21 protein-coding genes and 1 pseudogene are annotated in these 22,138 nt (G+C 66.8%); 13 read left to right on the top strand and 9 right to left on the bottom strand.

Annotated elements, in window-relative coordinates; translation table 11 throughout:
- Positions 1 to 2 precede the first annotated feature (2 nt).
- Positions 3 to 680: a dienelactone hydrolase family protein gene (locus tag QZL87_RS00345; protein WP_295322419.1), complete on the bottom strand. Its 678-nt coding sequence runs from the start codon at positions 678 to 680 to the stop codon at positions 3 to 5.
- A 281-nt stretch (positions 681 to 961) separates the two neighbouring features.
- Between QZL87_RS00345 and QZL87_RS00340 the strand changes: the two genes are divergently transcribed.
- The 6 genes from QZL87_RS00340 to QZL87_RS00315 all read left to right on the top strand — a co-directional run bounded on the left by QZL87_RS00340 (position 962) and on the right by QZL87_RS00315 (position 7,868).
- Positions 962 to 1,528, top strand: a complete 567-nt coding sequence (locus QZL87_RS00340; RefSeq protein ID WP_295322417.1) for a F0F1 ATP synthase subunit delta — start codon at positions 962 to 964, stop codon at positions 1,526 to 1,528.
- Between the two features lie 39 nt (positions 1,529 to 1,567).
- Positions 1,568 to 3,097, top strand: coding sequence for a F0F1 ATP synthase subunit alpha (atpA, locus tag QZL87_RS00335; protein ID WP_295322415.1), 1,530 nt, complete (start codon positions 1,568 to 1,570; stop codon positions 3,095 to 3,097).
- A gap of 101 nt (positions 3,098 to 3,198) precedes the next feature.
- Entirely contained in the window at positions 3,199 to 4,074 is an 876-nt protein-coding gene (locus QZL87_RS00330; RefSeq protein WP_295322412.1) for a F0F1 ATP synthase subunit gamma, read from the top strand.
- 24 nt (positions 4,075 to 4,098) lie between these two features.
- Positions 4,099 to 5,634 carry a F0F1 ATP synthase subunit beta gene (atpD, locus tag QZL87_RS00325; RefSeq protein WP_295322410.1) on the top strand — a complete coding sequence of 512 codons (1,536 nt, stop codon included), beginning with the start codon at positions 4,099 to 4,101 and terminating at the stop codon, positions 5,632 to 5,634.
- A gap of 124 nt (positions 5,635 to 5,758) precedes the next feature.
- Entirely contained in the window at positions 5,759 to 6,016 is a 258-nt protein-coding gene (locus QZL87_RS00320; RefSeq protein WP_295322408.1) for an ATP synthase F1 subunit epsilon, read from the top strand.
- A 355-nt stretch (positions 6,017 to 6,371) separates the two neighbouring features.
- Positions 6,372 to 7,868 carry a CpaF family protein gene (locus QZL87_RS00315; RefSeq protein WP_295322406.1) on the top strand — a complete coding sequence of 499 codons (1,497 nt, stop codon included), beginning with the start codon at positions 6,372 to 6,374 and terminating at the stop codon, positions 7,866 to 7,868.
- Positions 7,869 to 7,872: 4 nt separating this feature from the next.
- Here the strand turns inward: QZL87_RS00315 and QZL87_RS00310 are convergent, their stop codons facing one another.
- Positions 7,873 to 8,433, bottom strand: coding sequence for a demethoxyubiquinone hydroxylase family protein (locus QZL87_RS00310; RefSeq protein WP_295322404.1), 561 nt, complete (start codon positions 8,431 to 8,433; stop codon positions 7,873 to 7,875).
- Position 8,434: 1 nt separating this feature from the next.
- Positions 8,435 to 8,623, bottom strand: a complete 189-nt coding sequence (locus QZL87_RS00305) for a hypothetical protein (RefSeq protein ID WP_295322402.1) — start codon at positions 8,621 to 8,623, stop codon at positions 8,435 to 8,437.
- Between the two features lie 53 nt (positions 8,624 to 8,676).
- Here QZL87_RS00305 and QZL87_RS00300 point away from each other — a divergent pair, with 53 nt between their 5' ends.
- Both QZL87_RS00300 and aat read left to right on the top strand, forming a co-directional pair.
- Positions 8,677 to 9,507 carry a methyltransferase domain-containing protein gene (locus tag QZL87_RS00300; RefSeq protein WP_295322400.1) on the top strand — a complete coding sequence of 277 codons (831 nt, stop codon included), beginning with the start codon at positions 8,677 to 8,679 and terminating at the stop codon, positions 9,505 to 9,507.
- Positions 9,508 to 9,512: 5 nt separating this feature from the next.
- On the top strand, positions 9,513 to 10,298 hold the full coding sequence (gene aat, locus QZL87_RS00295) for a leucyl/phenylalanyl-tRNA--protein transferase (protein WP_295327066.1): 786 nt from the start codon (positions 9,513 to 9,515) through the stop codon (positions 10,296 to 10,298).
- Here aat and QZL87_RS00290 read toward each other — a convergent pair.
- From QZL87_RS00290 to QZL87_RS00275, 4 genes and pseudogenes are all read right to left on the bottom strand, one after another.
- Positions 10,259 to 10,570 (bottom strand): annotated as a pseudogene (locus tag QZL87_RS00290) (DUF2155 domain-containing protein); the annotation flags it as partial. The gene aat and the pseudogene QZL87_RS00290 overlap by 40 nt on opposite strands.
- A gap of 171 nt (positions 10,571 to 10,741) precedes the next feature.
- Positions 10,742 to 11,128: an NADH:ubiquinone oxidoreductase subunit NDUFA12 gene (locus QZL87_RS00285; protein WP_295322398.1), complete on the bottom strand. Its 387-nt coding sequence runs from the start codon at positions 11,126 to 11,128 to the stop codon at positions 10,742 to 10,744.
- 200 nt (positions 11,129 to 11,328) lie between these two features.
- The gene (locus tag QZL87_RS00280) at positions 11,329 to 11,787 is read right to left on the bottom strand and encodes a DUF192 domain-containing protein (RefSeq protein WP_295322396.1); all 459 of its coding nucleotides are present in this window, start codon (positions 11,785 to 11,787) and stop codon (positions 11,329 to 11,331) included.
- Between the two features lie 199 nt (positions 11,788 to 11,986).
- Positions 11,987 to 12,619 (bottom strand): RecX family transcriptional regulator, encoded by a 633-nt coding sequence (locus tag QZL87_RS00275; RefSeq protein WP_295322394.1) that lies wholly within the window; start codon positions 12,617 to 12,619, stop codon positions 11,987 to 11,989.
- Positions 12,620 to 12,737: 118 nt separating this feature from the next.
- Here QZL87_RS00275 and QZL87_RS00270 point away from each other — a divergent pair, with 118 nt between their 5' ends.
- From QZL87_RS00270 to QZL87_RS00260, 3 genes are all read left to right on the top strand, one after another.
- Positions 12,738 to 14,489 carry a fatty acyl-AMP ligase gene (locus QZL87_RS00270; RefSeq protein WP_295322392.1) on the top strand — a complete coding sequence of 584 codons (1,752 nt, stop codon included), beginning with the start codon at positions 12,738 to 12,740 and terminating at the stop codon, positions 14,487 to 14,489.
- 440 nt (positions 14,490 to 14,929) lie between these two features.
- Positions 14,930 to 17,284, top strand: a complete 2,355-nt coding sequence (locus QZL87_RS00265) for an EAL domain-containing protein (RefSeq protein ID WP_295322390.1) — start codon at positions 14,930 to 14,932, stop codon at positions 17,282 to 17,284.
- Between the two features lie 251 nt (positions 17,285 to 17,535).
- Positions 17,536 to 18,111 carry a CHAP domain-containing protein gene (locus tag QZL87_RS00260; protein ID WP_295322388.1) on the top strand — a complete coding sequence of 192 codons (576 nt, stop codon included), beginning with the start codon at positions 17,536 to 17,538 and terminating at the stop codon, positions 18,109 to 18,111.
- 246 nt (positions 18,112 to 18,357) lie between these two features.
- On the opposite strand, the gene QZL87_RS00255 is transcribed toward QZL87_RS00260, so the two are convergent.
- Positions 18,358 to 18,627, bottom strand: a complete 270-nt coding sequence (locus QZL87_RS00255) for a DUF3297 family protein (protein ID WP_295322386.1) — start codon at positions 18,625 to 18,627, stop codon at positions 18,358 to 18,360.
- 388 nt (positions 18,628 to 19,015) lie between these two features.
- Here QZL87_RS00255 and QZL87_RS00250 point away from each other — a divergent pair, with 388 nt between their 5' ends.
- Positions 19,016 to 19,948: a hypothetical protein gene (locus QZL87_RS00250; protein ID WP_295322384.1), complete on the top strand. Its 933-nt coding sequence runs from the start codon at positions 19,016 to 19,018 to the stop codon at positions 19,946 to 19,948.
- Positions 19,949 to 19,959: 11 nt separating this feature from the next.
- Positions 19,960 to 21,591, top strand: coding sequence for a ShlB/FhaC/HecB family hemolysin secretion/activation protein (locus QZL87_RS00245; protein ID WP_295322382.1), 1,632 nt, complete (start codon positions 19,960 to 19,962; stop codon positions 21,589 to 21,591).
- Here the strand turns inward: QZL87_RS00245 and QZL87_RS00240 are convergent.
- Positions 21,563 to 22,042 (bottom strand): hemerythrin domain-containing protein, encoded by a 480-nt coding sequence (locus QZL87_RS00240; RefSeq protein ID WP_295322381.1) that lies wholly within the window; start codon positions 22,040 to 22,042, stop codon positions 21,563 to 21,565. The two genes, QZL87_RS00245 and QZL87_RS00240, sit on opposite strands and share 29 nt — an antisense overlap.
- Between the last annotated feature and the right edge of the window lie 96 nt (positions 22,043 to 22,138).

The following is a 22,138-nucleotide window of genomic DNA, read 5'->3' as shown; positions in this document are numbered from 1 at the left end:
TTTCAACCCCCGCATGCCCTGAACAGCATCAGCGTTCGTTCGCGCGCCAGATCCGCGCTCGGCTCGTGATAATCCTTGCGGCGGTCGCTGTTGAAGCCGTGCCCCGCCTCATAGACGAAGATTTGCGCGGTCGGATGCTGCTTCGCGATCAGAGCCTCGACCCCCTCCATCGGGATGCCGCCATCGAAGCGCCCGAAATGGGCGATGGCCGCGCAGGCGGGCGCCTGATCGGCGAATTGCGTCGGAACCAGGCTGCCATAATAGGCGGATGCTGCCGCGAGGTCGGGGCTGATCTGCGCCATCCGCCACGCGACCGAGCCGCCGTAGCAATAGCCGGTGATGAAGACCGGCCCCTTCCCTTTGAGCGCGTCGATGCACGTCTGCGCATCCTTCAGGCTCTGCTCGAACGGGTGCAGCTTGCGCGCGAGTTCGACCGCGCGTTCGAACTGCGGCCCCGAATAGTCGCTTTCGAACCCCGGATGCTCGCGGTCGAACAGCGCGGGGGCGAGCACTTCATAGCCGTCGGCGGCATATTCATCGCATAGTTCGCGGATATGATCGGTGACCCCGAAAATCTCCTGCACCAGCACCAGCCCGCCGCGGCGTTCGCCCGTTGGCTGCGCATGATAGACCGCGATTTCGGCGCCATCGTCCATCGTCATCCGGATCATCTCGCCCATCGATTTCCCTCTCGTCCGTTCGTGCTGAGCCCGTCGAAGCACCGTTCTTCTTTCTTTCAACCTTTGAAGGAAGGGCGGCCCTTCGACAAGCTCGGAGCCCGGCCCCGCGAAGGCGGGGGGCGAACGGCAGAGCGATGGCAGTTTGAGTCCCCAACCCCCGCCTTGCATTGCGGCAAAATCGTTGCTACGCGCGCCCCGACTTTGCAGCGGGGGGCATTTCCGGATGCCGGGCAATCCGCGCAGCCATCCCCCTCGGGATCGTAGGAAAAGGACTTTCGCGCGTGGAGAATTCCGGCGGCATTCAGGGCAACATCACGGCGGGCCTCGCGGGCCGCTATGCCAGCGCGCTGTTCGATCTGGCCCGCGAATCGAACGCCATCGACGCCGTTCAGAAGAGCCTCGGCACCCTCAAGGCGGGTCTCGCCGATTCGACCGACCTGTCGGCGCTGATCGCCAGCCCCGTCGTCGGCCGCGCCGACGCCGCGAACGCCATCGCCGCCGTTGCCAAGGCGCTGAAGCTCGATTCGCTGACCGCCAAATTCCTCGGCGTGCTCGCCGAAAACCGCCGCCTCGCCGACCTGCCCGGCATGATCGGCGCGTTCGACGCGATCGTCGCCGATCACCGCGGCGAAGTGACCGCCAAGGTCACCAGCGCGCACCCGCTCACCGCCGCGCAGCTCAAGGAGCTGACCGCGAACCTCAAATCCCGTGTCGGGCGCGACGTCACCGTCGCGGCGACCGTCGATCCCGCCATCCTCGGCGGCCTCGTCGTCCAGCTGGGCAGCCAGCTGATCGACGGCAGCATCCGTACCCGTCTCAATAGTTTCGCGCAGGCGATGAAGGGCTGAAAGCCCGTACGCCCAATTGCCCCGATGAAAGGCTGAATAATGGAAATCCGCGCCGCTGAAATCAGCAAGGTCATCAAGGACCAGATCGCCAATTTCGGGACCGACGCCACGGTCAGCGAAATCGGTTCGGTGCTCTCGGTCGGCGACGGCATCGCCCGCGTCCACGGCCTCGACAATGTCCAGGCCGGTGAAATGGTCGAATTCGCCAACGGCGTGCAGGGCATGGCGCTCAACCTCGAGGCCGACAATGTCGGCATCGTGATCTTCGGCAGCGACGCCGAGATCAAGGAAGGCGACACCGTCAAGCGCACCGGCACGATCGTCGACGTCCCCGTCGGCAAGGGCCTGCTCGGCCGCGTCGTCGATGGCCTCGGCAACCCGATCGACGGCAAGGGCCCGATCAAGGCCGACAAGCGCATGCGCGTCGAGGTGAAGGCACCGGGCATCATCCCGCGCACCTCGGTCCACGAACCCGTCCAGACCGGCCTCAAGGCGCTCGACGCGCTCGTCCCCGTCGGCCGCGGCCAGCGCGAACTGATCATCGGCGACCGTCAGACCGGCAAGACCGCCGTCGCGATCGACACCTTCATCAACCAGAAGCAGGCGAACGCCGGCGACGACGAATCGAAGAAGCTCTACTGCATCTACGTCGCCGTCGGCCAGAAGCGTTCGACCGTCGCGCAGATCGTCCGCCAGCTCGAAGAAAATGGCGCGATGGAATATTCGATCGTCGTCGCCGCGACCGCGTCGGAGCCCGCTCCGCTGCAGTTCCTCGCGCCCTACACCGGCTGCACGATGGGCGAATATTTCCGCGACAACGGCATGCACGCGGTGATCGTCTATGACGATCTTTCGAAGCAGGCCGTCGCCTATCGCCAGATGTCGCTGCTGCTCCGCCGCCCGCCGGGCCGCGAAGCCTATCCCGGCGACGTTTTCTATCTTCACAGCCGCCTTCTCGAGCGCGCCGCGAAGATGAACGAGGACAATGGCTCGGGCTCGCTCACCGCGCTGCCGATCATCGAAACGCAGGCGGGCGACGTGTCGGCCTTCGTGCCGACCAACGTGATCTCCATCACCGACGGCCAGATCTTCCTCGAAACCAACCTGTTCAACGCGGGTATCCGCCCCGCGATCAACGTCGGCCTGTCGGTGAGCCGCGTCGGTTCGGCCGCGCAGACCAAGGCGATGAAGAAGGTGTCGGGCTCGATCAAGCTCGAACTCGCGCAGTATCGCGAAATGGAAGCCTTTGCGCAGTTCGGTTCGGACCTCGACGCGTCGACGCAGAAGCTGCTCAACCGCGGCGCGCGCCTGACGCAGCTGCTGAAGCAGCCGCAGTTCCAGCCGATGCCGTTCGAAGAGCAGACCGCGTCGATCTTCGCGGGCACCAACGGCTATCTCGACAATGTCGCGACCACCGACGTGTCGCGCTACGAACAGGCGATGCTCGCCTATCTGCGCAGCGATCATGCCGATGTGCTGAAGACGATCCGCGACACCAAGGATCTTGGCGACGACGCCAAGAAGGCTCTGGTCGCGGCGCTCGACGCCTTCGCCAAGATTTTCGCGTAAGTTTCCGTCATCCCAGCGAAAGCTGGGATCGCTTCCGGGATGGAGTGACAGTCCGATACCGATCCCAGCTTTCGCTGGGATGACGAATTAAAGGGGCCGTAATGGCATCGCTTAAGGAACTCAAAGGGCGCATCGTCTCGGTCAAATCGACCCAGAAGATCACCAAGGCCAAGAAGATGGTCGCCGCCGCGAAGCTGCGCAAGGCGCAGGCCGCTGCCGAAGCCGCGCGCCCTTATGCCGAGCGGCTCGAAGGCGTCGTCGCGAGCCTCGCGTCGAAGGTCGGCGCGTCGGATTCGGCGCCGAAGCTGCTTTCGGGCACCGGCAAGAGCGACACGCACCTGCTCGTCGTGCTCAACAGCGACCGCGGCCTTGCCGGCGCGTTCAACTCGAACATCGTCAAGGCCGCGCGCGACAAGGCGCTCGAACTGCAGGCCGAGGGCAAGAAGGTTCTCTTCTACCTCGTCGGCCGCAAGGGACGCCCGGTGATCGCACGCCTCTTCCCCGGCCAGATCATCGAGCAGTATGAGACCACCGGCATCCGCGACATCGGCTTCGAACAGGCGAGCGACATCTCGGCGAAGCTGATGGAGCTTTACGAAGCCGGCGCGTTCGACGTCGCGCATCTCTTCTACTCGAAATTCCGCTCGGCGCTGCTCCAGATCGCGACCGGGCAGCAGATGATCCCCGTTCCGCCGCCCGCCGAAGCGCCGGCATCGAGCGGCGCCGCCGTCGAATATGAGCCGGGCGAAGAGGAAATCCTCGCCGACCTCCTGCCGCGCAACGTCACCATCCAGATCTTCAAGGGCCTCCTTGAAAACGCCGCGTCCGAGCAGGGCGCGTCGATGACCGCGATGGATAATGCGACACGCAACGCGGGCGAGCTGATCAACAAGCTGACCATCGTTTACAACCGCACGCGTCAGGCGGCGATCACCACCGAACTCATCGAGATTATCGCGGGCGCCGAAGCGCTCTAATCGATCAACCCAAGGAAGAAGACCATGGCTACCGCTCCCGCTGAAAAGAAGGCACCCGCCAAAAAGGCCGCCGCGCCCAAGGCTGCTGCGCCGAAGAAGGCCGCCGCTCCGAAGGCCGCCGCCACCGGCACCGCAACCGGCCGCGTCGCACAGGTCATCGGCGCCGTCGTCGACGTCCAGTTCACCGGCCCGCTGCCGGCAATTCTGAACGCGCTCGAAACCGACAACAACGGCAACCGCCTCGTCCTCGAAGTCGCGCAGCACCTCGGCGAAAACACCGTCCGCACGATCGCGATGGATGCGACCGACGGCCTGACCCGCGGCCAGCCGGTGACCGACACCGGCGCGCAGATCTCGGTCCCCGTCGGGCCGCAGACGCTCGGCCGCATCCTCAACGTCATCGGCGATCCGATCGACGAGCGCGGCCCCGTTACGACCGACCTCAAGGCGCCGATCCACGCCAAGGCTCCCGAATTCGTCGACCAGTCGACCGAAGCCGCGATCCTCGTCACCGGCATCAAGGTCATCGACCTCATCGCCCCCTATGCCAAGGGCGGCAAGATCGGCCTGTTCGGCGGCGCCGGCGTCGGCAAGACCGTTCTCATCCAGGAACTGATCAACAACATCGCCAAGGGCCACGGCGGCGTGTCGGTGTTCGCGGGCGTCGGTGAACGCACCCGCGAAGGCAACGACCTCTACCACGAATTCCTCGACGCGGGCGTCATCGCCAAGGACGCCGACGGCAACCCGACCCCCGACGGGTCGAAGGTGGCGCTGGTGTTCGGCCAGATGAACGAGCCCCCGGGCGCCCGTGCCCGCGTCGCGCTGTCGGGCCTGACCATGGCCGAATATTTCCGCGACCAGGAAGGGCAGGACGTGCTCTTCTTCGTCGACAACATCTTCCGCTTCACGCAGGCGGGTTCGGAAGTGTCGGCGCTGCTCGGCCGTATTCCTTCGGCGGTGGGCTATCAGCCGACCCTGTCGACCGACATGGGCGCGCTGCAGGAACGCATCACCTCGACCACCAAGGGCTCGATCACCTCGGTGCAGGCCATCTACGTTCCCGCGGACGACTTGACCGACCCGGCGCCCGCAACCTCGTTCGCCCACTTGGACGCGACGACGACGCTGAGCCGTGCGATTTCGGAACTCGGCATCTATCCCGCGGTCGATCCGCTCGACTCGACCTCGCGCGTGCTGACCGCCGCGACCGTCGGCCAGGAGCATTACGAGACCGCCCGCCGCGTTCAGGAAACGCTGCAGAAGTACAAGTCGCTGCAGGACATCATCGCGATTCTCGGCATGGACGAGCTGTCGGAAGAAGATAAGCTGGTCGTCGCCCGCGCGCGCAAGATCCAGCGCTTCCTGTCGCAGCCGTTCCACGTCGCCGAAGTCTTCACCGGCATCCCCGGCAAGTTCGTCGCGATCGAGGACACGGTGAAGTCGTTCAAGGCCGTCGTCGACGGCGAGTATGACCATCTGCCCGAAGCGGCCTTCTACATGGTCGGCGGCATCGACGAAGCGGTCGCCAAGGCCGCGAAGCTCGCCGAAGAGGCGTAATCGAGTTCCCCTCCCGCTTGCGGGAGGGGCTAGGGGAGGGTCTGTCGGGGGACGGGCTCTTCGCTTGATACGAAACAATCCCTCCCCCGACCCCTCCCGCAAGCGGGAGGGGGGAGATTCAAACATGGCCCTGAAGTTCGAACTCGTCACCCCCGCCCGCCTCGAGCGGTCCGCCGACGTCCATATGGTCACCGTGCCGGGGGCCGAGGGTGATTTCTCGGTGCTCGAAGGCCATGCGCCCTTCATGGCGACGCTGCGCAACGGCCCGCTGACCATCTATGCGTCGCAGGGCGGCGAGCCCGAGGTGATCGAGGTCGAAGGCGGCTTCGCCGAGGTCAACGAAGCCGGTCTCACCGTGCTGGCCGAACATATCGCCGGCTGACCGCACGCCCCGTCGCACAAAAGGCCCGCTTCCGAAGGGAGGCGGGCCTTTTGCGTTTGGGAATGATGTCGTGCTTCGGCCGAAACTAGCCGTCGCCCCCGCGAAGGCGGGGGCCGCCAGCGGCCTTAATCAGCGGTGTTGCGTAAGCCGACAGCGGCCCCCGCCTTCGCGGGGGCGACGGTTATAGGCAACAACCGCTCCCCCACCCCAAAGCCGAAATCCGAGCTGCGCCGCATCTCCCGTCCCGCCGCATTAGGACAATGTCAAAGTTTCCGACTTATTCACCGTGTCGGATGGGGGTTTCGCCGGGATACCGGCGGCATTCCCGCATGAGATACGAAGCAGGATAAAACGGATGAGTGCATTCGGACGCCGCCCCGGAACCGCTGGCCGCCCCGCCTTTGGCGTGGCGAAGCCGATGCAGACTGGCCCCGGCGTGCCCGGCGGCGCGCAATTTCCCGCGATCGACACCGCGCCCGCCGAGGCTCCGCCGCCGATCCCGTCGAACCTGACCCCCGAAGAAGAGGCGATGGAGCGGCTCAACCAACGCTCTTCGGCCGAAATGGCCGAGCCCGAAAAGGCGCAGGGCTTCGAGGCGTCGGTCCACAAGATCAAGGAACAGGTGCTGCCGCGCCTGCTCGAACGCGTCGACCCCGAGGCGGCCGCGACGCTGAGCAAGGACGAGCTGACCGAGGAATTCCGCCCGATCATCCTCGAGGTGCTCGCCGAGCTCCGCATCACCCTCAACCGCCGCGAACAGTTCGCGCTCGAAAAGGTGCTCGTCGACGAACTGCTCGGCTTCGGCCCGCTCGAGGAATTGCTCGCCGACCCCGACATCAGCGACATCATGGTCAACGGCCCGTACCAGACCTATGTCGAGCGCAAGGGCCAGCTCGTCATCGCGCCGATCCAGTTCCGCGACGAACAGCATCTGTTCCAGATCGCGCAGCGCATCTGCAACATGGTCGGCCGCCGCGTCGACCAGACCACGCCGCTCGCCGACGCCCGCCTCAAGGACGGCAGCCGCGTCAACGTGATCGTCCCTCCGCTCAGCTTGCGCGGCACCGCGATCTCGATTCGTAAATTCTCGGCCAAGCCGATCACGCTCGACATGCTCTGCCAATGGGGCGCGATGAGCCAGAAGATGTGCACCGCGCTGAAGATCGCGGGCGCCAGCCGCTTCAACATCGTCATCTCGGGCGGCACGGGTTCGGGCAAGACGACGATGCTCAACGCCCTCTCCAAGATGATCGACCCCGGCGAGCGCGTGCTGACGATCGAGGACGCCGCCGAACTTCGCCTGCAGCAGCCGCACTGGCTGCCGCTCGAAACGCGCCCCGCGAACCTCGAGGGCAATGGCGCGATCCATATGGGCGACCTCGTCAAGAACGCGCTGCGCATGCGCCCCGACCGCATCATCATGGGTGAGGTTCGCGGCGCCGAATGTTTCGACCTGCTCGCCGCGATGAACACCGGTCACGACGGATCGATGTGTACGCTCCACTCGAACAGCCCGCGCGAATGCCTCGGCCGTATGGAGAATATGGTGCTGATGGGCGACATCAAGATTCCGAAGGAGGCGATCTCGAAGCAGATCGCCGATTCGGTCGACCTGATCGTCCAGATCAAGCGCCTGCGCGACGGTTCGCGCCGCGTCACCAACGTCACCGAGGTGATCGGCATGGAAGGCGACGTCATCGTCACGCAGGAATTGTTCAAGTTCGAATATCTCGACGAGGACAAGGACGGCAAGATCGTCGGCGAATATCGCGCAATGGGCCTGCGCCCCTATACGCTGGAAAAGGCGCGCCAATATGGCTTTGACCAGCCTTATCTCGAGGCGTGCCTCTAAGCGTCTAGAGCCGCATCCCAAGCCAGATTACTGCTTCGGTCGACGCTGACACGAGCGGGTCGACCAGACGCGGCCAGAAGCCCGCTGATGGCAGGCGGGCCGCCGACAGATCATGATGTTCCTGTTCTTCGGCGACGATGATCGCCAACGTCCGGACCGCGGGCTCGTCGATACCCCGCAACGCCACAATCTGTTCGTGCATGTGGCGTAACACGACGCGCTCGATCGCGACCGTCGTCGCGGCGATCGCGCCGCGTCCCGCGATCCCGGTGATCGTGCCAAGGATCAGGCCGCCGATACCGCACCAGAAATAGCTGCGGCAGCGACCGCGCCCGCGACGCCGCAATTCCGCAGCGAAAAGCGCGCGGTGGCCGCGTTCATGGGCCAGGAATGAATCGAGTTCGTCGACCATGTCGGGCGCGCGCATGCGTGCGAACCAGCGTTGAGCCCGATAGATACAGACGGCGCCATGCTCGCCCGCATGGTCGACCTTCATCACCCGGTCGCCGAGCGTTTCGCCCGACTTCAACCTCGCGATCAGCGTCGTGCCGCGCGCGGTTTTCATATTATCTGCCAGCCAACCAGAACGCCGTCGCAAAGAGCGCAACGGCGGCTGACGCCAGCGCGATCCCGCGCCAAGGCATGAATCCGACCTGCTCGACGTCGCAGCGGTTGTTGCGGCGCCAGTTCGCAACCTCGGCGACGCCGAACAGGATCGCGGCGCCGATCCCCACCGACAGCATGGACACTTGCATTACCGCGCATCCCTTCGCAAACAGGGACATTCCCCTGGAGAGAGGTGCCCCATATGCGTCCGCTATTGATTGTTGCAAGTGTCGCCATCGCAATCGCGACCCCCGCCGCAGCGATGCAGCATGACGGCCATGCCGGCCACACCGCCCCAAAGGCGGGTGACGCGATCGCCGCCGCCGTCGCCGCCCCCACCCGCACCCCCGCGAACGTCGCGCGCGACGCATATCGCCACCCCGCCGAAACACTCGCCTTTTTCGGCGTGAAGCCCGGCGACACGGTCGTCGAGCTGTGGCCCGGCGGCGGCTGGTACACCGAAATCCTCGCCCCGCTGACCAAGGCCGGCGGCGGCACTCTCTATGCCGCGGCGCCTTGGGAGCGCGGGCTCAACAGGATCAAGGAAAAGCAGGCCGCCGATGCCGCAACCTATGGCGCGGTCAAGCTCGCCGAGTTTCCGGCCACCGGCGCGGGCGCGAAAGTCCCCGACGGCAGCGCCGATGTCGTGCTGACCTTCCGCAACGTCCATAACTGGCGCTTCGGCGGCACCGACAAGGCGGCCGATGCGTTCAAGCAGATCTTCGCGATGCTCAAGCCCGGCGGCACGCTCGGCGTCGTCGAGCACCGGCTGAACGAGAGCGACGACAGCGCGAAGGAAGAAAAGTCGGGCTATATGAAAAAAAGCTCGATCGTCGCCTTTGCCGAGGCTGCGGGCTTCAAGCTCGCTGGCGAGAGCGAGATCAACGCCAACCCGAAAGACACCAAGGATTATCCCAAGGGCGTCTGGACGCTGCCGCCGAGCCTGACCGAGGGCGACACCGACCGCGCCAAATATGTCGCGATCGGCGAATCGGACCGCATGACGCTCAAATTCGTGAAGCCCGCAAGCTGAAGCCCATCGAGTCCATCGATCCGGCGCTGCTGCTCAGCGCCTATGCGCAGGGGATTTTCCCGATGGCCGATGGGGCGGACGACCCGTCGGTCCATTGGGTCGAGCCGCGGCTGCGCGCGATCCTGCCGCTGGACGGCTTTCACCTGTCGCGCAGCCTGAAGAAGGTCATCGTTTCCGACCGCTTTCACGTCACCACCGATGCGGCCTTTGCCGACATGGTCGCGCTCTGCGCGGAGCCCGCGGGCGACCGGCCGACGACATGGATCAACCCGGTGATCAGAGCGAGCTACGACCGACTGTTCCAGCTCGGCCATGCACACAGCGTCGAATGCTGGCGGAACGGCGAACTCGTCGGCGGCCTCTATGGCGTCACGCTCGGCCGCGCCTTTTTCGGCGAATCGATGGTCAGCCGCGTGCGCGACGCATCGAAGGTCGCGCTCGCGCACCTCGTCGCGCGGCTGATCGCGGGCGGCTGGAAATTGCTCGACTGCCAGTTCATCACGCCGCACCTCGCCAGCCTCGGCGCGATCGAAATCCGCCAGGCCGACTATCTCGCGCGGCTCTATTCGGTGTTGGCGGGGGGCGACGGCGGCGCGAGCTTGGGCGGCGCGACCGGAGCGGGCGCCGGAGCGGCAGGCGCCGCCGGGGTCGCGGTGCCTTCGCCGCCGTTCGTCGCGGGCGACTGGGGCGCGCTCGACGCCTTGGGCGCGGCCGCCGATTTGGGCGCCGAACGCTCGACCGGCTCGCCGCCCGGATATGTCATCGCGCAGCTTTTGACGAAGACGTCATAGATCGGATGCTCGATCACATTGCGGTCGGGCCGCTCGCGGAAAATCCAGCCCGAAAAGACGCGGCGCCATTTGTCGTCGCGCTGGTCCTGCACGGTCAGTTGGACGAAAGCCCCCGTTTCGGGCGGATCTTCCCACGGCGCGGTCATTTCGCACGCGCGCATCCGCACGATCGCGCGGCCGACGCGCACCGATTCGCCGGGCTTCATCTCGAGCTCGCGGACCAGCCCGTTGCGCTTGTTGAGCAGGCCGACCACGGCGACGCGCTCGGCCATCGGGGTCGCGCCCTCGATGCCGCCGACTTCCTGCGGTACGCGTTCGGATTTCGCGGCGGTCGGGACGCTCGCGCTGCCGCCCTTCGACGGCGTCCGGTCGCAGGCGGTGAGCGCCGCCGTCGCGACAAGCGTCAGGAGCGCGATACGGAGGGGTTGCGGCCGCACTGAAGCTCAGTCGGCGCCGGGCCGCCAGGCCTCGTAATCGCCGGTCGCGGCGGCGCGACGGCCGCCGCGTTCGAGCGCGCCCGCGGGACGATAGGCGCCGGTGCTGCCGGTCAGGTTCGCGCTCGGCGCCTTCTCCCACGCGCGCGGCGCGGGCAGCACGTCGGCCGGCAGTTCGTCGAAGGTGCCGTGCAGCCAGCCGTGCCATTCGGGCGGCACGCGGCTCGCATCATTGGGTCCGTTATAGATCACCCAACGGCGGCCGCCCTTCTTGGCGCGGAAATAGCGGTTGCCGAGGCTGTCTTCGCCGACCTTCTCGCCGCGCGCCCAACTGTTCAGCAGCGTGCCGACGGTCGCGCCGTCCCACCAGGTGAAAATCTTGCCCAAAATGCTCATGGCTGCGGCGTTTACAGGCAAGGAGCGATGCTTCGCAAGCGTCAAACGCCATGGAAACCGAGATTCACCTGTCCCTATCCCCCCGTTTGCCCTGAGCTTGTCGAAGGGCCGTCCTCCTCTTCCGCGACGCCAAGGGAAGGACGGTGCTTCGACAAGCTCAGCACAAGCGGAAAAAGGGTAGAGGAGCCAGCGCTAGGGCCTCATTTATCCTTCCAAGTCACCTTCGCCGTTTCGTCGATGCCAAGCCGGGCCGCCGTGCCGCCCACGAGTTCGAGCACCGCCGAAACCTCGCCGCCGCTGACCACGGGTTCGAGCGATTCGGGGATGGTGTTTTCGGCGATGCGGTCGATGCTGCCGTCGGCGCGGATGAAGATCATGTCGAGCGGGATCAGCGTGTTCTTCATCCAGAAGCTGCCGATTCGCGGCTTTGCGAACGGAAACAGCATCCCGCCATTCGCCGGCAGGCTGGTGCGGAACATCAGCCCGCGGTCCTGTTCGGCATCGGTGCGCGCGACCTCGACCTCGAACCGATGCGCCGTGCCCGCCATCTCGATCGTGACCGGAATCGTCGCGGCGCTCTCCGCCTCGCTCGCGTCGCGGCTGCACGCCGCCATCGGCAGCGCGAACGACAGGGCAAGGGCGGTCAAAAATATACGCATCCTGTTCTCATCCTCCCGTCATCGTTCCATTCCCTTCCGTCACCCCCGCGAAGGCGGGGGTCCAGCCTTCTTTGTGCCTTCGCGCCTTTGTACGAGTTTCTTTTTGGCTCACACAAAGGCACGAAGGCACAAAGAAGGAAGAATGAAGCTGGACCCCCGCCTTCGCGGGGGTGACGGGTAATGAAAGGCGGTCTGCAGCCTAATCGAGCCCCGCTTCCTCGTCCAGCGCCGCCAGCGCGGCCTCGTCCCCCGGCGGGACGGCGAGGATGCGGCGCGCGATCGCGAGGCTGTGCCCGGCGCGCAAAAAGGCGGCGAGCTGCCTCTCGTGCTGCTTCGGATCGTCGCCCGGTCGCACCGCGAAGGGCCCGAAGCGCCGCCGCCGCGCGAAATCGATGGCCGCGGTGAACGCGGCGCCCTCGGCCGCCGCAATCGCCGCGCCGCTGTCCTCTTCGGCGATGCCGTCGGCATAGAGCTGCGCCTTGACCCGCCGCACCCCCAATCCGCGCCCGGTCATCGCGCGGCCGCGCATCGCGGCATATTGGCGGTCGTCGAGATAGCCGAGGCGCTCCATCCGTTCGGCGATCGCCTCGCACGCCGCCATGGCGTCATTTTCGTCGATCCATTCGGATTCGCGCACTTTCCGGGCGAGATAGCGCGTCAGCTTGGCGCGACTCGTCGCGAATCGCGCCACATAGGCGAGCGCCAGTTCGTCGAGTTTCGCCGCGCCCAGGGGTTTTCTGGAGCGGTCGGACGGAGCGGTGCGGCGCGGCATGCCATGTTTGTGCCACAGTCGGGCCCGATTGAGAACGATCAACACCGCCATATCGGGCATCAAAGCCCGGGAATGGGCGATTTGTTCAAACAACATAGGGTTCGCGCACCGACACATGGCTCAGAAAGATGACATGCTTGTTGCCGCGCGGCCCGTATCGCGGGATGTCGCAGCCCCTATGACCGATACCGACCAGATTTCGGCCGATGCGCTCGTGCCGACGCCGACCATATGTGCGCAGCCGCGCCGTTTTTCCGACTTCGCCACCGTGGGCGAGGCGCTCGACTATGCCGCGAGCGGCTCGCGCGGGCTCAATTTCCACGATCCGCGCGGGCGTCTGGTGCGCCCCTATCCCTATAGCGAGCTCAAGGCCGACGCGCTCGCCACCGCCTATCGCCTGGTCGCGGCGGGCGTGCAGCCCGGCGACCGCATCGCGCTGATCGCCGAAACGGGCGCCGAATTCGCCGCGCTCTTCTTCGGCACCATCTACGCCGGCGCCTGGCCGGTGCCGCTGCCGCTGCCGACGAGCTTCGGCGGGCGCGACTCCTATGTCGGCCAGCTCGTCGTCCAGCTCACCAGCTGCGACCCCAAAATGCTGTTCTTCCCGCCCGAAATCGCCGCGATGGCGATCGAGGCGGCCGAGCAGCGCAAAGTCCAGCCGGTCGACTGGAGCGAATTCGAAAAACGCGCCGCGCCGGTGACCGACCTTCCCGAGCAGAAGACGGACGAGACCTGCTATCTCCAATACAGCAGCGGCTCGACGCGCTTCCCGCACGGCGTCGCGGTGACGCACGGCGCGCTGCTCAACAATCTCTCGGCGCATGCCCACGGGATGCGGCTTCAGGACAGCGACCGCTGCGTCTCGTGGCTGCCCTGGTATCACGACATGGGCCTCGTCGGCTGCCTGCTCTCGCCGGTCGCGAACCAGGTGTCGGTCGATTATCTCAAGACCGAGGATTTCGCCCGCCGCCCGCTCGCCTGGCTCGACCTGATCAGCCGCAACCAGGGCACGACATTGAGCTATTCGCCGACCTTCGGCTACGACATCTGCGCGCGCCGCATCTCGAGCCAGACCCATGTCGCCGACCGCTTCGACCTGTCGCGCTGGCGCGTCGCGGGCAATGGCGCGGACATGATCCGTCCCGACGTGATGCAGAGCTTCGTCGACGCCTTCGCCGACGCGGGTTTCAAGGCGAGCGCCTTCCTGCCGAGCTACGGCCTCGCCGAAGCGACGCTCGCGGTCAGCATCATGCCGCCGGGCGAAGGCATCGTCGTCGAGCTGGTCGAGGAAACCGAGCTGTCGGGCGCCGCGAACGACAGCGGCCGCCCGACACGCTACCGCGCGATCGTCAACTGCGGCAAGGCGGTCAAGGACATGGTGATCGAGGTCCGCGACGAGGCGGGGAACGTGCTCCCCGACCAAACCGTCGGCAAGGTGTGGTGCAGCGGCCCGTCGCTGATGACCGGCTATTACCGGGACCCCGAATCGACCGCCGCCTGCATGGCGGACGGCTGGCTCGACACCGGCGACATGGGCTATATGTCGGACGGCTACATCTATATCGTCGGCCGCGCCAAGGACATGATCATCATCAACGGCAAGAATCACTGGCCGCAGGACATCGAATGGGCGGTCGAACAGCTTCCGGGCTTCAAGTCGGGCGACATCGCGGCCTTTGCGATCACGACGCCGGGCGGCGAGGAAACCCCCGCGGTGCTCGTCCAGTGCCGCACCAGCGACGAGGCCGAACGGCTCGCGCTGCGCGAGACGATCCGCGACCGCGTCCGCGCGATCACCGGCATGAACTGCCTGATCGAACTGATCCCGCCGCGCACCCTGCCGCGCACCAGCTCGGGCAAATTGAGCCGCTCGAAGGCGCGCGCGCAATATCTCGCCGGCGAAATCCAGCCCTTCGCGATGGCGGCTTAAGGCCGGACACGGCGGCTTGCGGGCAGTAGCCGGCTTGTCTTTCATCGTCACCCCGGACTTGATCCGGGGTCCATTCACGCGGGCGTGGAAAGAATGGATCCCGGATCAAGTCCGGGATGACGAAGGTCTGAAACCGGCCGGGTAGTTGCCCTCTCCTAGTCAAGCCCCTCCCCTTCAGGGGAGGGGCAACGAAGACTTGGCAGCTCGCTCCCTAGTCGCAGCGGGTGGGGGCCATCGGCCTTGCGCAAGGCCGATGGCCCCCACCCAACCCCTCCCCTGAAGGGGAGGGGCTTGATGGATCGCAACGCACGCTCCCCACCCCAAAACCGTCTTCCACGGACAACCCACCTCGCCACCCTGTCCCCTCGCGGCACAGAAATTCGCCCCCGGACAGCGCGATGGTTACCTTCGGGTAACCCCCGCGCGCTAAACCGGCGGGCGTGAAAAGCCTGCTGACCGACCCGATTGCTGCCGACGACATATCCGTGCGGACCCTGTTGGGGCTGGGGCCGCGGAGCCGGGACGTCGGCAACCTCCGCCAGCTCCAGCTCGCGCCGCTCCGCGGCCGCGGTTCGCTGCGCCGGGTGATGGGCCTCGGCATGGCGTTCGTCGCCGCCTTCACCATGGTCCACAGCGTGCCGCTGCCCGTCGCCGGCGGCTGGCTCGCCTGCGCGCTTGCCTTCGCGCTCTGGTCCTACACCCAATTCAAGGGCCTGCCGCTCGGCGACCCCAAATCGTTGGGGATCGCCGAATACCGGCAGTGCAACCGCCACGCGCTCTATTCGGCGCTGATCTGGGGGGCGCCTTTCTGGCTGCAGGGGCCGACCCCGGCGCTCGACCATGTGCTGTCGATGTGGACGATCGCGGTGCTGATGATGGTCACGCTGGCGATCGCCGCGCACAGCGTCCCGCTCGCCTGCGCGCTGTTCATCGCTCCCGTCTCGCTGTCGGCCGCCGCCGCGCTGACCCGCGCCGGCGCGCCGCATCTCGCCGCGGTCGCCCTCGTCGCGGGCTTCCTGCTCTGCGCTTTCTGCGTCCGCTTCGCGCAAAGCCATATCCGCTTCCGCCGCGCCGAGGAGGTGCTGCACGAAAAGACCGAGACGGTCAGCCTCCTGCTGCGCGAGTTCGAGGAAACCTCGGCCGACTGGCTGTGGCAGACCGACAACAGCCGCCGCCTGATCCATGTCTCGCCGCGCCTCGCTTTTGCGCTCGGCGGCAGCGCCGAGGCGCTCGAGGGCGTGCCGCTCCTCCAGGCGCTTTCGGGCGACGCGTGGGAGACCGGCCTCTTCCCCAAGAGCCTGCACGACATGGCCGAGCGGATGAAGCGGCGCGAGAGCTTTTCGAACCTGATCGTGCCGGTGACGATCGGCGGCGCGCCGCGCTGGTGGGAACTCTCCGCCTCGCCGCGCCTCGACGAAACGGGCAAGTTTCTGGGGTTCCGCGGCGTCGGCTCGGACGTCACCGAAAAGCGCGCGACCGCCGAGCAGATCGCCCGGATGGCGCGCTTCGACAATCTCACCGGGCTGCCCAATCGCCTCAGCCTCAACGAGGATCTCGCCCGCGCGCTGAACCACGCGGTCGATGCGAAGTCGCGCTGCGCGCTGCTGATGATCGACCTCGACCGCTTCAAGGCGGTGAACGATACGCTGGGCCATCCCGTCGGCGACAAATTGCTCGCGCAGGTCGCGGCGCGGCTCAAGGGGCTGATGGAGCGCGGGATGACCTGCGGGCGGCTCGGCGGCGACGAATTTGCCGTCGTGCTCCATAACCTGCCCTCCGCCGACGCGGCCGAGGATCTCGCGCAGCGGATCATCACGGCGATCAGCCGCCCCTATGTGGTCGACAATCACCAGCTCTTCGTCGGCGCCAGCGTCGGCTTCGCGATCGGCCCGACCGACGGCGCGACGGTCGAGACGCTGACCCGCAACGCCGACCTCGCGCTCTACAAATCGAAGGACAAGGGCGGCAATATCGTCGCCGCCTATGTCGCCTCGCTGCACGCGCAGGCCGAAGAGCGGCGCGTGATGGAGCAGGAACTGCGCGGCGCGCTCGAACGCGGCGAGTTCGAACTCTATTACCAGCCGGTGGTGACCGCCGCCGACGGCACATTGAACGGCTTCGAGGCGCTGATCCGCTGGAACAACCAGAAGCTCGGCAATGTGTCGCCCGGCCGCTTCATCCCGCTCGCCGAGGATGCGCGCCTCATCTCGCCGATCGGCGAATGGGTGCTGCGCACCGCGTGCCGCGAAGCGATGAAATGGCCGTCGAACCTGAAGGTCGCGATCAACGTCTCGGCCGACCAGCTCACCGACCCCAGCTTCGCCTCGGTCGTCGTCTCGGCGCTCGCGCAGAGCGGGCTGCCGCCGCAGCGGCTGGAGATCGAGGTCACCGAAAGCGTCTTCCTGCGCGACGGCGGCGGCGCGGCGCAATTGCTCGATCAGCTGATCGCGCTCGGCATCCGCCTGTCGCTCGACGATTTCGGCACCGGCTATTCGTCGCTCGGCTATCTCCGGAAAACGCAATTCTCGACGATCAAGGTCGACCGCAGCTTCGTCGTCGGCGCGGCGAAGGGCAGCATCGAATCGATCGCGATCATCCGCGCCGTCGTCGCGCTCGCCGACAGCCTCGGCATGTCGACGACCGCCGAGGGCGCCGAGACCGAACTCGAGGTCGAAACGCTGCGCAGCTTCGGCTGCAGCAATATTCAGGGCTATTATTACGGCCGCCCGATGCCCGCGAGCGACGTGCTGACCCTGTTCCGCCGCCCCGACGATGTCGCAACGGCCGCGGCATAATAACGTCGCCCCCGCGCAGGCGGGGGCCGCTAGCAACCTTGCGCATCGCCTCCAGCGGCCCCCGCCTTCGCGGGGGCGACGGCAATTCTCGACCAGCCGAAGCCTCTCAGCGACGAATTGAACGTCTTAACAAAAGGTTCCCCCATCCACCGCATCGACGGCGCGATTCGTCGCTAGACGGGTGGTGGACGCCGCGCGGCGTGGCAAAGACCCTCCAACGCTTGAAGACAAGCATCGGGGGGTCGCATTTCATGCTCCATCGTCACTACCTGGCCGCCGCCATCGCGTCCGTGATGACCGTCACAGGGCTGTTCGCGAGCGTTCCCGCCGCGGCGAAGGCCTATCTGCAGTGCGTCCCCTTCGCCCGCGCCGAATCGGGCGTCGAAATTCGCGGCAATGCCAAGACCTGGTGGTCGCAAGCCGCCGGCACCTACGCGCGCGGCGACGAACCGCGCAAGGGCGCGGTCATGGCCTTCGCCGGCACGCGCGGCATGCCGATGGGCCATGTCGCGGTGGTCAAGAAGATTGTCAGCGACCGTGAAATCCTGATCGACCATGCCAACTGGTCGCCGATCAACGGCCGCCGCGGCCAGATCGAGCGGGGCGTCCGCGTCGTCGACGTCAGCGATGCCGGCGACTGGAGCATGGTGCGCGTCTGGTATGCCCCGATCGGCGATCTCGGGCTGCGCGCCAACCCGGTGCAGGGCTTCATCTACGCCGACGAAGCCCCCGCAGAGGCGCCGAGCTTCAAGGCGCCCGTCTGGACGCAAAACGACTGGAAACCCGGCAACGGCCTCGAGGTCGTTGCCGCCTCGCTCGGCAACTGAGCCTCCCCCCCCCACCCTCGGGCTCGGCGAGCGACGAAGCCACTCGGGGCGGCCCGCCGCTCCGGGTGGTTTCTCCTTTGGGAGCGGGGTCGGTTGACCTGAAACACCGCCGTCAATATCTCGTCATCCCGGCGAAGGCCGGGATCTCGCCGGCGCGTATCGGCGTGAGGGCGAGATCGTGTTTCAGAGTCACGTGCCTCTGAACACCCTTCGCCGGGATGACGATTCAAATAGAAACGATCGTCGTCACTCGCCGGCGGGCGCTTCGCCTTCGCCGGTCGCATCCTCGAACCAGGCTTCGACCGGGCCCGACAGCTTGATCGTCATCGGCTGGCCGAAGCGGTCCTTCGACTTGCCCGCGGCAACGCGGATCCAGCCTTCGGAGATCGAATATTCCTCGACATCGGTGCGCTCGGCGCCCTTGAAGCGGATGCCGATGCCGCGCTGCAGCACCTCCATGTCGAAATGGGGCGAGCGGGGGTTGGTCGACAGGCGGTCGGGGGGCGTATCGGTCATGAACTGGATTCCCAAAAAATGATGGCGCGGCCCTAGCGGGACCGGGCCGTCATCGTCAATGGAGAGGTGGTCCCGCAAACCGGCGTCGATCCTTGCGGAACCGGCGCGGACCCCGCTGGAGCGTGGAACTTTTTACTCCAAATAAATTTAATAAATACTGTCCCTTATTGGAGCGTTTTTTGCGTGTACGGATAGGCTTGATGGCGCTGTCGGCAAGAAAATTTATAGTTAACTTTCCGGATATGATGAACGGGTTTCTCGCCAAACTCCTGATGTATTAGTTAATACGGGAAATTTTACCCAAGTAATTCGAACAATGGACGGAACCTTGTCGATATTTCGAGAATATCGCGATCAGGGACCAGATTATGTACGAAGGGGATGTCTCATGCCTTTGTCCTGTCTTGAATTTCGCCCATCCTATCTCATTCTGATCCCGGCGTGTCTCGCGCTCGCGGCGTGTGAATCGTCGGGCAGCTATCGCGTCGGCAGTGTCGGCGCGACCGGTGCCACCGGCGCCGCGGGTCCGGCCGGTCCCACTGGCGCGACCGGCCCTGCAGGCCCCGCCGGTCCGGCTGGCCCGGCGGGCAGCGGCCTCGCGCTCGGCGATGCCGGCGCGCTCGCGGTCGGGGGGCTCGTTGGACCCGGCGGCGTCGCGGGCACCGGCCTGCTTGCGAACACCGGCGACCCCGCCAGCGTCAATCCGGTCATCGGCGGCGTGCTCGTCAAGACCGGCGGTCTCGTCAACGTCATCGCCGACAAGGGCTTGCTGCTCGCAAACGCCGTCGACAACAGGCTGCCCGGCAGCACCAACCTCGTCGGCACCGTCGTCGGCGTCGTCAAAAGCACCGGCGTCGCGCTCGTACAGACGGGCAATGGTCAGCAATATCTGGTCGACGGCCTGGTCGCCGCGCCGGGTCAGCTGGTCACGGCGACGATCGGCAAGGCGACCGCGCTGGGCAGTCCCGACGCCTCGCCGCTGATCGGCGCGAGTATCTTGTCGCCCGGCCAGCAGAACGGCAGCCTGCTCACCGTCGGCGTCGGCTCGGGCGGCCAGCTTGTCACCCTCCAGCCCGGCACCGGCGGCAATCTGCTCGGCGGCGCGACCGGCGGGCTGACCGGCGGCGGCACCGCCGGCACCCCGGTCGCGCTCGTCAGCAATGTCGTCACGACCGCGACCGGTGCGCTGTCGCAAGTGGCGGGCGGCGCGACGGGGGGAACCGCCGATGGCGACGGCAACGCCGTGACCGGCCTCGTCACGGGGGTCACCGATACCGTGGGCGGCGTGCTCGGCGGCCTGAAGCCGAAGGGCGGCAACTGAAGCCGCGCCCGATGCGCGACCTGCGCTTCGTCGGCGTCGCGGCGGCGGGGGCCCTGCTCCTCCCCGCCGCGGCGCTCGCGGCCCAGCCGGCGGCGACGCCGCTCGACGGCCGCCCGCCCCTCGCCCCCGACAGCGCCCGCGACCCGCTCCCCGATCCCGAGGCGAAGCCGCTCTCGCTCGGCAAGGTCGAACTGGGCGCGCGGCCCGACGTCACGATCCGCGAAATCCGTTTCGTCGGCGCGGGCGTGCCCGCCAATGTCGGGCGCGCGGCGCAACGCTTCGTCGGGAAGCCGGCCTCGGCGGACAATCTCGCGAAACTCGCCGCCGCGATGACGCGCGCCTATAACCGGTCGAGCGTGGCGCTCTTCACGCTCGTCATTCCCGAACAGGATCTGTCCGGGGGCACCGTCACCGTCGCGTCGGCGGAAGGCTATGTCGGGTCGGTGACGCTGAGCGGTGAGCGCGAGAGCGGCCCCGCACCGCTCGTCGCCAAGATGGCGGGCGGTCTCGCCGGCCGGCGCCCCCTGCCGCGGTCGCGCTTCGAGCGGGCGCTCGGCAATATCGCCGACATTCCGGGCGTCACCGTGACGCCGACGCTCGCGCTGGGCAGCGAGCAGGGCGCGGTCGCGCTCGACCTCGCGCTCGACGCGAAGAAGCCGACGCTCGGCCTCGGCTTCACGACGCGCACCAGCCGCTTCGTCGATGACGGCATCGTCGAGGCGAACGCGCGCGGCTCCAGCCTCCTGCGCAGCGGCGACGAGACGCGACTGACCGGCGCCGCGGCGCTCAACTTCAAATCGCTTCTCTACCTCGCGGCGAGCCATTCGACCCCGCTCGGCGCCGGCGGCACGCGCGCCGAACTGTCGGGCGCGGCGCTGCGCACGCGGCCCAAGGGCCTCGCGATCGACGGCGAGGCGTGGAGCGCGGGCTTCGCGATCACCCATCCGCTGATCCGCGCGACGCGGCGTAATCTGCTCGTCTCGGCGCGGCTCGACTATCTCGATTCGAAGAACGCGCTGTTCGGCTCGACGATCGCCGCCGAAAAGACGTGGACCGCCAGCGGCAGCCTCGCCTTTCGCCTGAGCGAAGACCGAACCGTCCTCGGCGCGCGCGTCGGGGGCGCCAAGGGGCTCGATTTCGCCGGCGCGCGCGTCGACCCCGGGGTCGGCGAGGCCGGTTTCGCTTACACCGACGCGAGCATCGAGGCGAACCAGACGATCGGCAAGCCGTTTGTCGTCCGCGCCGCCGCCACGGGCCGCTGGACGCGCGACCGCCTGCCCGCAGCGCAGCGGTTCAGCGTCGGCGGTGCGACTTTCGGCCGCGCGTTCGACGACGGGCTGGTCAATGGCGATCGCGGCTATGCGGCGTTCGGCGAATTGGCGCTGCGCCCGTTACGCACGGGCCGCTTTTCGAAGAGCGAGATTTACAGCTTCGTCGACTATGCCGACGTGACATTGCTCGAACGCTCCGCGATCCCGCGCACCGATTTCACCCTCGGCAGTTGGGGCGGCGGCGTGCGCCTTTCCTATGCCGACAACGCGACCATCGGCCTCGAAGTCGCCGATGCGTGGGACCAGCCGGTGCCGGGATATGGTCAGGACTGGCGCGTCGCGCTCAGTTGGAAAATGTCGATCCGTCCATGACCGGCGCGCCAACCGCGGCGCCCGACGCATAGAGGGTTTCGGCGAGCGGATAGAGTTCGCGCTCCTCGCGCTCGATGCGCGCGGCGAGCATGTCGAAGATCGCGGCGGTCTCGCGGCAAAAGCCCGCCCAGTCGGCGGCGGCGCGGTCGCCTGTCCATTTTTCGTCATAGGCAGCGAAATCGGCCGCGAGATCGCCCATTTCGATCTCGAAATCGCGCGTGATCCGCATCAGGTCCTGATCGCCCGTCGCCATCAGCCGCGGATATAATATCCAGTCCTCGCATTTCAGGTGGCGCACCAGATTTTCGCGGAGCTTCGCGCGCGCCGATGCGAGTTCGGCCGGGCGCGGCGGCGGGCGCCCGGCGCGGACCATGCCGAGGATGATCCGCGACAAGGTGAACAGCGCCGCATGTTCGGCGCGCAGTCGCTGCATCTCGCGGCTCAAGGGCATATTTGCTCCATCCATGCGAGCGGTCCCCGATCGCCATCATATGCGATCCGCCATGAAAGAAAAGCAAATCCGCCCGCAAAACCGCGCCGGACACGC

Origin of the sequence: uncultured Sphingopyxis sp., assembly GCF_900078365.1 — a bacterium.
Taxonomy (GTDB): Bacteria; Pseudomonadota; Alphaproteobacteria; order Sphingomonadales; family Sphingomonadaceae; genus Sphingopyxis.
The sequence above is the reverse complement of the archived record's forward strand: the minus strand, read 5'-3'. Positions and strand labels throughout refer to the sequence as shown.